Source organism: Thermoanaerobacter sp. A7A, from assembly GCF_000445185.1.
In the GTDB taxonomy this organism is placed as follows: Bacteria; Bacillota; Thermoanaerobacteria; order Thermoanaerobacterales; family Thermoanaerobacteraceae; genus Thermoanaerobacter.
Map to the genome: position 1 here is coordinate 26,060 of NZ_AVAF01000004.1, position 13,050 is coordinate 39,109.

Here is a 13,050-nt window from a genome sequence, read left to right on the forward strand (position 1 = left end):
AATCCTCCAAATCCCTTTATTTTTTGTTTGTGGTTTTATCTAAGGATATATTGGAACTATATCAAGTCCAGTATTTTCATTTATTCCAAACATAATATTCATATTTTGCACTGCCTGGCCTGACGCTCCTTTGACAAGATTGTCAATAGCAGACATAACTATTAGAGTACTTGTATGTTTATCAATCTCAAACCCTATGTGGCAAAAGTTTGAACCATACACGTTTTTTGTTGCGGGGTAATTACCAGGTTGTAACACTTTTACAAAATACTCATTTTTATAAAAATCGGTGTAAACATTATAAACAGTGTTTACATCCATATCTTTTTTTAGTTTGCAATACATAGTACTTAAAATTCCTCTTGTCATTGGCGTAAGGTGGGGAGTAAACACAACTGACACTTTTTCACCAAAAACTTTTGAAAGCTCTTGCTCAATCTCTGGGATATGTCTATGCTTTGCAACATTATACGCTTTTATGTTTTCATTGCATTCTGCATACATATTGTTATGGGAGAGATTGTGACCTGCACCTGATACACCTGACTTTGAATCAACAATTACATTCCCCTCTATTATGCCATTTTTCAAAAGAGGCATAAGTCCTAATATAACGCTTGTAGGATAACATCCCGGATTTCCTACTACTTCAGCCTCTTTTATAGTTTCTCTGTAAACTTCCGGAAGACCATATACTCTTTTAATACCTTCATAATTTTCATAATCTCCACCATACCATTCTTTGTAGACGGAATAATCATCAAATCTAAAGTCAGCTCCTAAGTCAATCACCTTTACTCCTTTTTTTACAGCTTCTCTGGCGATTTTTGAAGCATGACCTGAAGGCAAAGCCGTAAATATGACATCGCATTCTGACATTGCCTTTTCTAGGCTTAACTCTTCCAACTCTTTGTCGCAAAAACCAATGAGGGATGAATAAACATCCGAAATTGCTTTGGCATTATAACTTTGAGAAGAAAGATATTTTATTTCTACTTTTTCGTGCTTTGAAAGTATTCTTATAAGTTCGACCCCCGTATAACCCGTTGCCCCAAATATTCCTACTCTCACCATTTAAAGTGCCTCCCTCTTTTACATCCCCTGTCATTTATTAATATATATACGCTTTGATTTATATTTATGCATAAAGTGTTAAAAAAATATTTTTTAATGCATAAATACAATATTTAATTTATAATTATACAACTTTTATTTTACATTATACCACCATAAAAAATTTTTTCAAGAGTTTTTCATAAAAAATTTCGTTAAATTATTTCGCAAAAATAAAAAATAATGATTGACAAATTCCTAACGATGTGTTATATTATAAATTGTATACTGTATACAATTATAAAATAAATTATTAATAATTAACGGGTTAGCTAGTATTCACATTAATAACTTTCCCAGTATTTCAGGAGGTGTCTTAATAATGAAAGGTTTTGCAATGCTCAGTATCGGTAAAGTCGGTTGGATTGAAAAAGAAAAGCCTACTCCCGGCCCTTTTGACGCTATCGTAAGACCTCTAGCTGTGGCCCCTTGCACTTCGGACGTTCATACCGTTTTTGAAGGTGCTATTGGCGAAAGACATAACATGATACTCGGTCACGAAGCTGTAGGTGAAGTAGTTGAAGTAGGTAGTGAGGTAAAAGATTTTAAACCTGGTGATCGCGTTGTTGTACCAGCTATTACCCCTGATTGGCGAACCTCTGAAGTACAAAGAGGATATCACCAACACTCTGGTGGAATGCTGGCAGGCTGGAAATTTTCGAATATAAAAGATGGTGTTTTTGGTGAATTTTTTCATGTGAACGATGCTGATATGAATTTAGCACATCTGCCTAAGGAAATTCCATTGGAAGCTGCAGTTATGATTCCCGATATGATGACTACTGGTTTTCACGGAGCCGAACTGGCAGAAATAGAATTAGGTGCAACGGTAGCGGTTTTGGGTATTGGTCCAGTAGGTCTTATGGCAGTCGCTGGTGCCAAATTGCGGGGTGCTGGAAGAATTATTGCAGTAGGCAGTAGACCTGTTTGTGTAGATGCTGCAAAATACTATGGAGCTACTGATATTGTAAACTATAAAAATGGTCCTATCGAAAGCCAGATTATGGATTTAACGGAAGGCAAAGGTGTTGATGCTGCCATCATCGCTGGAGGAAATGCTGACATTATGGCTACAGCAGTTAAGATTGTTAAACCAGGCGGCACCATCGCTAATGTAAATTATTTTGGCGAAGGAGATGTTCTGCCTGTTCCTCGTCTTGAATGGGGTTGCGGCATGGCTCATAAAGCTATAAAAGGCGGTTTATGCCCTGGTGGACGTCTAAGAATGGAAAGACTGATTGACCTTGTTTTTTATAAGCGTGTCGATCCTTCCAAACTCGTCACTCATGTTTTTCAAGGATTTGATAATATTGAAAAAGCTCTAATGCTGATGAAAGATAAACCAAAAGACCTAATCAAACCTGTTGTAATATTAACATAAAAATGGGGACTTAAACCCCCATTTTTATGTTGATAAAGCTAAATACAACGGTTTTTTTTGTGACACATCGGCCTTTTGTTAAAAAATAACAATAAATAGTTATTTTCGTAACATTTTTATTGTCATTAATACTAATAATATCTTCGAAAGTGATAAAATATTGCTAAAATCTTAATAGAAAAGGAGGATTATCATGTTCAAAATTTTAGAAAAAAGAGAACTGGCACCTTCCATCAAGTTATTTGTAATGGAAGCACCTCTGGTAGCCAAAAAAGCCAGGCCAGGCCAATTTGTAATATTGAGGATAAAAGAAGGAGGAGAGCGGATTCCCCTTACTATTGCGGACTACGATGCCCAGAATGGCACTGTTACAATAGTATTCCAAGAGGTAGGTAAAACCACCCGTGAGCTGGGGACTTTGGAAGCGGGAGACTATATAGAGGACTTTGTTGGCCCATTAGGAGTTCCGGTGGAGTTTCCTAATCACAAGAAAGTTTTAGGAATAGGCGGAGGCCTTGGTATTGCTCCACTTTATCCTAAACTCAAAATGCTTCATCAGCAGGGGGTAGAAGTAGTTTCTATTATAGGTGCTAGGACAGCTGAATTGCTAATCTTGGAAGAAGAGATAAAAGCTGTTAGCGACAGGATGTATATCTGCACCGACGATGGCTCAAAAGGCCGCCATGGGTTTGTCACAGTAGTACTTAAAGAGCTTTTAGAACAAGGTGAAAAATTTGATGAGATTATTATCATAGGTCCCCCGATTTTGATGAAAATAGGAAGCGAAATTACCAAGCCTTATGGCATACCCACTATGGTGAGCCTTAATCCCATAATGGTAGACGGCACAGGCATGTGCGGTGGGTGTCGTGTCACCGTAGACGGAGAAATCAAATTTGCTTGCGTTGATGGTCCGGCTTTCGACGGCCATAAAGTAGATTTCGATGAACTAATAAAAAGATTGGCCACTTATAAGGAGGAAGAAAAAATTTCCCTCGAAAGATTTAATGAAGCTCATGAATGCAAATTAATCAACAAAATAGAAGGAGCTGATAAAGATGCCGTTAAATAGAAGCAAAAAGAAAACACCCATGCCTACCCAAAAGCCTGAAGTCCGCAGGCGTAATTTTAACGAAGTAGCTTTGGGCTATTCGGAAGAAGAGGCAGTTAGTGAAGCCCAGAGGTGCCTTCAGTGTAAAAAAACAGGATGTGTTGAAGGGTGCCCCGTTCAGGTACAAATTCCCCAGTTTATAAAACGTATTGCAGAAAGAGATTTTGAAGGAGCTATAAAGATTATAAAAGAAACCAACAGCTTGCCCGCCATATGTGGCAGAGTCTGTCCACAAGAAGCACAATGCGAGAAAAACTGTGTTTTGGGCAAAGTAGGTGAACCTGTGGCCATAGGTCGCCTAGAACGGTTTGCAGCAGACTGGGAGAGAACAAAAGGTATCCGTCCCCCGGTAATTCCTAAAAAGCTTGGTAAAAAAGTGGCCATCATCGGTTCCGGGCCCGCCGGTCTCACCTGTGCAGGAGATTTGGCTAAACTCGGCTATGATGTAACGATCTTTGAAGCTCTTCACAAACCCGGCGGCGTACTGGTATACGGTATTCCTGAATTCAGGCTACCGAAAATTATAGTGGAACAAGAAGTAAAGTTTATACAACAGCTGGGCGTAGAAATTAAAACCAACATGGTTATGGGCAAAGTTCTGACGATAGACGACCTTTTTGAAATGGGGTATGAGGCTGTCTTTATCAGCACCGGAGCTGGCCTCCCGAAATTTATGGGCATACCTGGTGAAAACTACCTTGGCGTGTATTCAGCCAACGAGTTTCTAACCAGAATAAACCTGATGAAAGCCTATTCTTTTCCCAACACTGACACCCCCATAAAGGTAGGCAAAAAAGTAGCAGTAATAGGGGGTGGCAATGTAGCTATGGATGCAGCCAGGTCTGCCCTAAGAATGGGAGCTGACGAAGTTCATATTGTGTATCGTCGTTCCGAGGAAGAAATGCCCGCAAGAAAAGAAGAAGTCGAGAACGCTAAAGAGGAAGGCATTATATTCGATTTCCTTACAAATCCAGTGAGAATAATAGGTAACGAAAATGGTTGGGTCAAAGGTATTGAGTGTATCCGCATGGAACTTGGAGAACCTGACGCTTCGGGTCGTCGCCGTCCAGTTCCTATAATGGGTTCTGAATTTGTTATGGATATTGATACGGTAGTAATCGCCATAGGTACTGGCCCTAATCCCCTCCTCACAAAGACCACTGAAGGCTTAGAACTTACAAAACACGGTTATATCGCTGTCGATGAGGAGGGAAGGACTTCCAGAGAAGGGGTATGGGCTGGAGGCGATATTGTAACAGGTTCAGCTACTGTAATTTTGGCCATGGGTGCCGGAAAAAAAGCAGCTCGCTCCATCCATGAATACCTACAAAACAAAAAATGGCGGTAAACATTTTTCGGTAAACTAAAGAGGCGATAGCAGTCGGTGCTGTGGAAGGATATACATCCAGCTATCGTCTCTTTTATTTATGAATTTATCTTTTGCCTGCTCATTTATTTCCTGTTCAGCAATCGTTTTTAAAATTTTGTTGCTTGCATCTATTAATAAAAGCTACCTCCTATTTTGCATCTTTTGAAAAAACAAAGAGCCACAGATTTCATGAACTTCATAAGTGTTTATTACGTCTTTTGCCTCCAACCAGCCTTTTCTGGCAATTCCTACCCCATACTTTACATCATTTAAGCCTTCTATGCTGTGGGCATCAGGGCATATCGCAAGTTTTACCCCTTTTTCTTTTGCATGTTTTACATATCGCCAGTCTAAATCAAGCCTATAAGGGTTTGCGTTTATCTCAATTATCTTGCCATAATGGGCTGCTGCTTCTATAACTTCATATATATCTATTTCATAACTGTCTCTCGCTAAAAGAAGCCTCCCTGTAACATGCCCTATTATAGTTGTATATTTATTTTCTATGGCCTTTATCATTCTTTTTGTCATATCTTCTTTACTCATCCTGAAATGAGAATGGATGGATGCAATCACAAATTCAAATTGCTTTAATATCTCCTCTCCATAATCTAAAGAACCGTCAGGCAGTATATCAGACTCTATCCCTTTGAAAATGACTATATCGTTATATTTTTTATTTAACTCCTCTATTTCCTCCCATTGCCTTACTAAGTCTTCTTCTTTAAGACCTCCTGCATAAAAAGCAGATTTGCTGTGGTCTGTGATGCCTATATACTTATACCCCAATTTTCTCGCCGCCTCTACCATTTCTACCAGGGTATTAGCCCCATCACTGTAAGTCGTATGAACGTGGAAAACTCCTTTTATATCTTTTTCTTCTATTAATTTCGGAAGCTCACCTTTTTCTGCCGCTTCTATTTCTCCCATGTTTTCTCTTAATTCAGGAGGAATATATAAAAGTCCTAATTTATTAAATACCTCCTCTTCGCTTTTACATTCTATAAGTTTGTCTCCTTTAAAAAGGCCGTATTCGTTCATTTTGATACCCATTTGCTTCGCCCTATGCCTCATTGCAGTATTGTGCTCTTTGCTGCCTGTAAAGTGGTGAAGTGCATAAGGAAATTCTTTTTCCGTTACAACTCTTAAATCTGTATTTATACCCGACTTTAAAGTGACACTGGTTTTTGTATCTCCTTTTGCTATAACTTCCCTTACATCTTGGTAATTTACAAAGGCTTCCATAACTTTTGAGGAATCTGATGCCGCAGCCAAAATATCAATATCTTTTACTATCTCTTTTTTCCTTCGTAAACTACCTGCAATTTCCGTCACTAATGCAGTTTTAGTCATATCTAAATATTCCTTTAATTTAAGCGCTTCTGTGTAAGCTTCTGGATATAAATGCTGACCGCTGAATTGCTTTACAAACTGTATCCCTTCCAAAATTTTCTTTTGAGTTTTTTCCCCAAAACCCGCAAGGTCTATCAATCTATTTTCTATACAAGCATATTCCAACTCTCTAATTGTGGTAATATTCAATTTTTCGTATATAGTCTTTATCTTTTTTGGACCAAGACCGGGAATTTTAAGCATTTCAACAAGCCCTTCAGGAATAGAGGCTTTTAAATCCTCATAATATTTCATTTTACCTGTTAAAACTAGCTCCGTAATCTTTTTATTAATTGCCTCCCCTATCCCTTTTATGCCTTTTAATCTATCCTCTTTAACAAGGATTTCTATATCTTCATCTAATAATTCTATTGTCCTCGCAGCATTATAATAAGCTCTCGACTTAAAAGGATTTTCCCCTTTAAGCTCCAGCAATAACCCTATATTGTTTAAAACATTCGCAATCTCTTTTTTATCCATTTTATACTTCCCCTTTAGCACACAAAATCTTTAGTACATTATACCACAGAAAAAATAAAAAATAGAGGATTAAATATAGCCTCTCTTTATAAAAGACAAGGGGACGGTTCTTTTGTCTTATTCCAATATGAAACAAAAAAACCGTCTCCTTGTTCGGGAAGAAGTTATATTATTTCAATTTTGTTCATTATTTTCATTGTAAATATGAACAATATTATGCAATATAGTATTGTCCATATAATTGTAGTTAAAATATTTTCTGTACTAAAGGAATTCGCAAGTGAGATTAAGTTGTAGGGAATAAATTTAGCTATTTTATCAATATTTACTAATATTGCTGAGACTATATGAAGTATTAATACTGATAATGCAGCTATTATACCTTTTTTCAAAATGCTACTCAAAAATATAAGCAATGTTATTGTGAAAATATAATAAGTTGACATTAAGATAGATGATATTAATATTTTATTGAAAGCTATGACGTTGTTATGGAAAAGTGTTGTTGCGTAATAGTAGTTAATAGCAAATCCAGTTATTATGAAAATTGACAAAGTAACGGAATAATGAAGTATTTTTGATATGACAATAGCTGAAAGGTTAGCACCTTTAGAATAAGGGAATACTAATTTTTGTGAAGACACTTCTTCACTTAGGGTTCCCATGAGTGTTAAAAGCACTATCAGTAATGATATTTGATTTAAATCCTTTATATAATTTTGTACTGCAGATTTCATATCAATTTGTATTAAAGAAGCTAAATCACCATTTATTTCATTTTTAAGCATTTCTGGAAGCAATTTAAGGATTATAGGATCAAGTATAGCAAATAGAACAATGCCAATTAGAAGTATTAGATATTTGTAATGCCTCCACGATTCTATTATTTCCTTTTTCAGATATGCTTTAAAGGTGTTCATTTTGCTTCACCATCCTTATAAATATGTCCTCTAGAGTATTTTCTCTTCTTTGCAGTGATATAACAGGTATACTAAGTTTTGATATTTCATTGAGGATATTCTTTTTTGCTGCTTCAATGTCATTTACGTAAATACTTATAATATCATTCTCTATTTTAATATCATCAATCCATTTTACATTATTAAGTTTTTCTTCAGCATTGGTAGGTAAATTTTCAAAGACAATATCATACACAGGCTGAATATATTTTTGCTTTAATTCTTTTAATCTTCCTGAAAAGATAATTTTACCTTTATCAAGTATGCCAACATAGTCGCAAACTCTCTCAGCATCACTTAATATATGGGTAGATAAGAATATGGTTTTTCCATTTTTCTTCATTTCCAAGATTTGATTAAGTATATCATATCTGCTTTCTGGATCTAAGGCAGATGTAGGTTCATCTAAAAAAATTATTTCAGGGTTATCTAAAAGAGCCACCGCCAGTCCTAATTTTTGCTTCATTCCTCTTGAATAACCTTGTATTTTTTTGTTGGCGGCTTCTTTTAATTTAACTGTATTAAGGAGTTCTTCCACTTCTGTGCTAGCTTTTTGATGAGGAATACCTCTTATTTTGCTTATAAAATACAGGTATTCGCTGCCAGTCATGTAGTTATAAAAAGTAGGATTTTCAGGAAGGTATCCTATTTCGTCAATTAGTTTCCTATTATTTCTATTTAACATTTTACCATTTATATATATTTCTCCCTCATCATAATCAATAAGCCCTGTTAAAATGTTCATTGTGGTAGTTTTACCAGCACCATTTCGCCCTAATAAGCCGTAAATATTTCCTTTTTCAACTTCAAAACTTATCCCTTTTAAAACTTCATATTTACCGTATTTTTTTGTTAGATTAAAAACTTTTATCATGTTATTCTCTCTCCCTGCCTATAGTTAAAAATATCAAGCAACCTAATATTTCTCCAAAGATTATAATTAAAAACCATGCCCATTTTGGAAGATATTTAACTTTGTCTTTTGAAAGTCTGTAAATTGAAAATACAGTAAGTCCTAACTGGATTATAGCTAAAGGAAGAAGTAGTTTTATTAATTCAGGATTGCTTAATTTATCAATCATTAATTTAGACCTCCTCAGATTATTTTAATTTTGTTGAACATTCAGGACAGTATTTCCAATCATCTTTTATTTCGGCTCCACATTTTGGACATGTTTTCTTTAAAGAAGTACCACAATAAGGACAGAATTTGTAATCATTTCTTACTGTTTTTCCACAATTAGGACATTTAAGATATCCATACCTTGTTACAAAAAGGTATATGATTAAAGATGTAGGTATATTTAGGAGTCCAAAAATCCCCCATGCCCAGTAGTATTTTTCACCACGTTTTTTTGCATCCATAAAAATCCATAAAGCTTGAAGAAATAATAGGGGTATTACAATTATTAAAATTAATGTGTTTTTGGACATTTTATCATCTCCTTGAAGTCTTTAATTTGTAAAAGGGTATTAAGATTAATGGCAGATTGAAATAAAGGAAAATTTGCGTGTATAGGAGCAACCTAACATGCAAATTTGCCATAAATAATACTGATGATATTAAGAAAATTATTGATGTGGTTATAAAAATAAGCAATTCAAGCCTATCTTTTCGTTTATTTCTTATTTGCTCTGCCTTTTCTATAATTTCTGCGATATTTACTTGCAAGTCTGACATATCAATTTTAACATCTAAGGTATCCATGTAATTTAATGTTAGTTTTAAATTTTTTTTGAATGTATAACAGTCACTGCAATTTTCAATATGTGAAATTACTTCTGTATTGTCACTAAGTTCATTGTAGTGAATATCAATTATTTTGTCTTGTATTTTTTTACATTCTCTTTTCACAATATACCCCTTCTTCCTATTTCTGACATTATTTCTTTTATAGCATTGTGTAAACGTGACCGTACTGTGCCAACAGGGCAGTCCATTATTTTCGCAATTTCTTGGTATTTATATCCATAATAGTGTTTTAAAATGAATACTGCTCTTTTCTCATAAGGCAGTTTCATTAAAATATTCATTAGTTCGCTGTATTGAATATTTGTCATAGCGGTCTCTTCTACATCTTCTTCAGTATTTGAAAATATTTCTTCTACAAGTTCAATATTTTTGTGTTTTCTTAAATAATCTTTAAATGTATTAGTTGCGATTTTTAAAAGCCATGTTGAGAACTTGACTTCAGGAGTAAAATTTTTAATATTTAAAATAGCTTTGAGCATTGTTTCCTGTACTATATCCTGGGCAAGCATCGGATTACCTGTCATTTTAATGCAATATCCTAATAAAGTATTATAGTTTTGGGAGAGTAACTCATTTAGAGCATATTTATTACCATTTTTTGCTTTATATATTAGTTCTTTCTCTTCCATCACCTGCCCACCCTTCTACAAATTAAACGCGTGACTAAGTAAAAAGTTCATAATTTTATTTTATCAAAAACTGGTTATTTATAAGTGTATTGTGAAGAATTGTTTTAGTAATAGGATATATGTTGTATAATGATATAAAGGGTTTTATTATAATAATTTTCTGGAGGAAAGTTTAATGAAATTATTATTGAGGTTTATAGGGATTTTAATAGTAATTTTTGTTACAGTGGTAATAACATTAGAATATCAGATAATTTCTTTTGCACTTTATGAAAAACCAAAAAAATCTGATGTGATAATAGTTTTAGGCTGTGCAGTATATGGAAAGACGCCAAGTCCTTTTTTCAAAGAAAGGCTTGATGAGGCTTTGAGACTTTATAAAGAAGGGTATGGTAAGTATATAATAGTATCTGGAGGGAAAGGTCCTGGAGAGAATATTTCGGAAGCTGAGGCAGGGAAAGAATATCTTTTAAAAAATGGCATACTTCAAAAGATTATTTTAACTGATGATAAATCTTTTTCTACATATGAGAATTTACTTTTTTCCAAGGAAATTATGGATAAAAATTCATTAAAAACAGCAATAATTATTTCAAATAAATTTCATTTAAAAAGGGCAAGTGTAATAGCAAAGCGTATTGATATAAATGCGAGTTTTTCAGGAGTTTTTATAAAAAGATATATGTTAAGTGATGAAGCTTATGGTTTTTTACGTGAAATACCTGCACTTTTATATACATATTTAAAGGAATGAGGAATATGGTTGTCTCTTATTGCAAATACTATGCAAGCAAAATTAACCGCAATAGCGGCGTAAAAACAGGGCTTTTTCATCAATTTCGGACGGTTCTTTTGTCTGCAGACAAAAGAACCGTCCCCTTGTCTATTGTCTATTGTCTACTTGTCTATAACATTTTTATTCTTTCAACTCGACTATTGGAGGGAAAATATATGGCTTACCAAACATTTTATCAGTAATAAAACTAACAATAAAGCTCATTTCACTAGCCATAAAATTCAAAAGGTCTGAAATATTTTCTTTAATTTTGTCTTCTGTAATTACTTCACTAAAATGAAAAGTACCAATCAATTCGATCTTAATATTAAATATCTTTTGTGGATCAAATCCTATTTCTGCACTCAACTTGATTTCAGCTTCATTGTTGTTAATACCTATAATTTCATAATCAAATTTTTCTTTTAATTTTACGCCTTTTCCATCTGATATCATAGTATATGGCAGACTTTCAGCTATAATTCTATTAAGTTTAATGTTGCTTTTTTCTATCTTTTTAATAATATTTGTTCTCTTTTTAGGCATGATACCACCTTCATTATTAATTTACCAATTCTACATTATCTACCTTTTTCCATTTTCCTATTAACGACTCAATTATTATGTCATTAAATACTGGTCTATAATCACTGCTTATATCTTTTTTTGCTCTTTTATAACCAATGGCAAATGAGAGTAGATTTTGAATTAAATTATTTAAACTTACCCCTTCCTCTTCAGCCATTTCTGAAAGTGTTTTGTGCATGCTCTTAGGAATTCTTAAAAGAAGTTTACCACTATGTTCGCTTTCTTCCCTATACTCTTCTTCTGGAGGAATTTTCTTTCCCTTTTCTTTGGCTGTTTTAATCCAACATTTTATTGCATCCTGAACATTTTTTAATGCGTCTTCTGGGGTTTCTCCATCACTTATACAACCATGCAATCTTGGTACAATAGCCAAATAACCACCTCCATCTTCTTCAGAAAGCTTAACAATTTCAACTCTGTAGTTTAACTCATTTGGCATTATTATTCCTCCTCATCTTCAAATTTAACATCAAGCAATTCAATAAGCTTCAAAGCCTTTTTTACATAAACCGCCTTAATGTGAGGCCTTCCTTTTGGAATAGTTAATATGTCTTCTAGGTCAGCATGAGAATAAGTTATATGACTTGAACCACTTCCTGGCTCTCGAGCTTCAAATCCAAAATATTTTAAAATTTTATCTATTTCTTCGAATCTAACATTTTTAGGATTTTCTTTTATTTTTTTATACAGTTTTTTAATCTGGCTCATGAAAATCCTCCGTAATATTAAATATAGCCATAATAAATTGCTTTATTCATTTAGTACTATATATGATATCATTTTTTATGTATCAATTCAATAACCTTAAACACTTTTGGTAATATAAAGTTTTTGTAGCAGATATAGTTTTAGATAAATTTACCATTGAAAAATTTTAACATCATTTTCCTAATGGTTAAGAGTTTCATTACCGAACGGTAAGCATCTAATATTTCCCCTTTTTTAATTTTATTGATAAGCTTTTGTTGAGTAGCATTGTCTATTCCTAATAGTGGCCAATATTTTTTTGCAAATTCCTCTGAGGGCTTTCTTTTATTAAAAAAGCCCTCACTTGTTCTATATACCACAATAGAATAGGGAGTAAAGTCATATTTTTTAATACAAACTATAACGATACCCCAAATCAATATTTTTTCTTATAAATTCATAGTTTTTTTTCAAAAAAAGCGAATTTATATCTCTATATACCCTATTTTTAACAATAGTAACTGTGCCACCCGTTTCTATTTCTGTAGTAGGAAAATTCCCCGTTGTAGAAATAGTAACTACATGCTGATTTCCTATATACCAACCACTTCGCGACATTATATCCCAATACTTACCTACTACTTTGCCAATTTCTTTATTCCCATTTTCTTCTTGGGTTTCAAAAATTGTATACAATCGCAGAATTCCAAAATCATTTTCTTTTTCACGATATACTATATATTGGCTCCTACCATTATCCAAAGATTTGATTTCTTCACCATAGGCATCTAATAGCTTTCCTGTTTTTTATCT

General features: G+C 33.9%; 16 protein-coding genes. 4 read left to right on the top strand and 12 right to left on the bottom strand.

The window, feature by feature from the left end; genetic code table 11:
- Positions 1 to 39: 39 nt before the first annotated feature.
- Positions 40 to 1,074, bottom strand: a complete 1,035-nt coding sequence (gene argC / locus M663_RS0100340; protein ID WP_004398900.1) for an N-acetyl-gamma-glutamyl-phosphate reductase — start codon at positions 1,072 to 1,074, stop codon at positions 40 to 42.
- Between the two features lie 361 nt (positions 1,075 to 1,435).
- Here argC and M663_RS0100345 point away from each other — a divergent pair, with 361 nt between their 5' ends.
- The 3 genes from M663_RS0100345 (at position 1,436) to gltA (ending at position 4,953) form a co-directional block, all read left to right on the top strand.
- Positions 1,436 to 2,494, top strand: a complete 1,059-nt coding sequence (locus M663_RS0100345) for an NADP-dependent isopropanol dehydrogenase (RefSeq protein ID WP_003869686.1) — start codon at positions 1,436 to 1,438, stop codon at positions 2,492 to 2,494.
- Positions 2,495 to 2,687: 193 nt separating this feature from the next.
- A complete protein-coding gene (locus tag M663_RS0100350; protein ID WP_029687544.1) occupies positions 2,688 to 3,566 on the top strand; it encodes a sulfide/dihydroorotate dehydrogenase-like FAD/NAD-binding protein in 879 nt (292 codons plus the stop codon).
- Positions 3,553 to 4,953: an NADPH-dependent glutamate synthase gene (gene gltA / locus M663_RS0100355; protein ID WP_029687545.1), complete on the top strand. Its 1,401-nt coding sequence runs from the start codon at positions 3,553 to 3,555 to the stop codon at positions 4,951 to 4,953. Before M663_RS0100350 ends, gltA begins: the two co-directional genes overlap by 14 nt.
- Positions 4,954 to 5,115: 162 nt before the next feature.
- On the opposite strand, the gene polX is transcribed toward gltA, so the two are convergent.
- The 7 genes from polX to sigY all read right to left on the bottom strand — a co-directional run bounded on the left by polX (position 5,116) and on the right by sigY (position 10,187).
- The gene (gene polX / locus M663_RS0100360; protein ID WP_029687546.1) at positions 5,116 to 6,846 is read right to left on the bottom strand and encodes a DNA polymerase/3'-5' exonuclease PolX; all 1,731 of its coding nucleotides are present in this window, start codon (positions 6,844 to 6,846) and stop codon (positions 5,116 to 5,118) included.
- Positions 6,847 to 7,010: 164 nt separating this feature from the next.
- Positions 7,011 to 7,766, bottom strand: coding sequence for an ABC transporter permease (locus M663_RS0100365; RefSeq protein WP_029687547.1), 756 nt, complete (start codon positions 7,764 to 7,766; stop codon positions 7,011 to 7,013).
- The gene (locus M663_RS0100370; protein WP_029687549.1) at positions 7,753 to 8,679 is read right to left on the bottom strand and encodes an ABC transporter ATP-binding protein; all 927 of its coding nucleotides are present in this window, start codon (positions 8,677 to 8,679) and stop codon (positions 7,753 to 7,755) included. Before M663_RS0100370 ends, M663_RS0100365 begins: the two co-directional genes overlap by 14 nt.
- 1 nt (position 8,680) lies before the next feature.
- Complete coding sequence (locus tag M663_RS0100375) at positions 8,681 to 8,887, bottom strand: PLDc N-terminal domain-containing protein (protein ID WP_003868125.1); 207 nt, start codon at positions 8,885 to 8,887, stop codon at positions 8,681 to 8,683.
- 19 nt (positions 8,888 to 8,906) lie between these two features.
- Complete coding sequence (locus M663_RS0100380) at positions 8,907 to 9,239, bottom strand: zinc ribbon domain-containing protein (protein ID WP_003868124.1); 333 nt, start codon at positions 9,237 to 9,239, stop codon at positions 8,907 to 8,909.
- 4 nt (positions 9,240 to 9,243) lie between these two features.
- A complete protein-coding gene (locus tag M663_RS0100385) occupies positions 9,244 to 9,660 on the bottom strand; it encodes a hypothetical protein (protein ID WP_029687550.1) in 417 nt (138 codons plus the stop codon).
- A complete protein-coding gene (gene sigY, locus M663_RS0100390) occupies positions 9,657 to 10,187 on the bottom strand; it encodes an RNA polymerase sigma factor SigY (RefSeq protein WP_029687551.1) in 531 nt (176 codons plus the stop codon). Before sigY ends, M663_RS0100385 begins: the two co-directional genes overlap by 4 nt.
- Positions 10,188 to 10,362: 175 nt before the next feature.
- Between sigY and M663_RS0100395 the strand changes: the two genes are divergently transcribed.
- The gene (locus tag M663_RS0100395) at positions 10,363 to 10,941 is read left to right on the top strand and encodes a YdcF family protein (protein ID WP_029687552.1); all 579 of its coding nucleotides are present in this window, start codon (positions 10,363 to 10,365) and stop codon (positions 10,939 to 10,941) included.
- A gap of 162 nt (positions 10,942 to 11,103) precedes the next feature.
- On the opposite strand, the gene M663_RS0100400 is transcribed toward M663_RS0100395, so the two are convergent.
- From M663_RS0100400 to M663_RS0100420, 4 genes are all read right to left on the bottom strand, one after another.
- On the bottom strand, positions 11,104 to 11,508 hold the full coding sequence (locus M663_RS0100400; protein ID WP_003869677.1) for a hypothetical protein: 405 nt from the start codon (positions 11,506 to 11,508) through the stop codon (positions 11,104 to 11,106).
- Between the two features lie 16 nt (positions 11,509 to 11,524).
- A complete protein-coding gene (locus tag M663_RS0100405) occupies positions 11,525 to 11,989 on the bottom strand; it encodes a type II toxin-antitoxin system HicB family antitoxin (RefSeq protein ID WP_029687553.1) in 465 nt (154 codons plus the stop codon).
- A gap of 2 nt (positions 11,990 to 11,991) precedes the next feature.
- The gene (locus M663_RS0100410; RefSeq protein WP_003869675.1) at positions 11,992 to 12,258 is read right to left on the bottom strand and encodes a type II toxin-antitoxin system HicA family toxin; all 267 of its coding nucleotides are present in this window, start codon (positions 12,256 to 12,258) and stop codon (positions 11,992 to 11,994) included.
- 387 nt (positions 12,259 to 12,645) lie between these two features.
- Complete coding sequence (locus M663_RS0100420; protein WP_273702563.1) at positions 12,646 to 12,999, bottom strand: hypothetical protein; 354 nt, start codon at positions 12,997 to 12,999, stop codon at positions 12,646 to 12,648.
- Between the last annotated feature and the right edge of the window lie 51 nt (positions 13,000 to 13,050).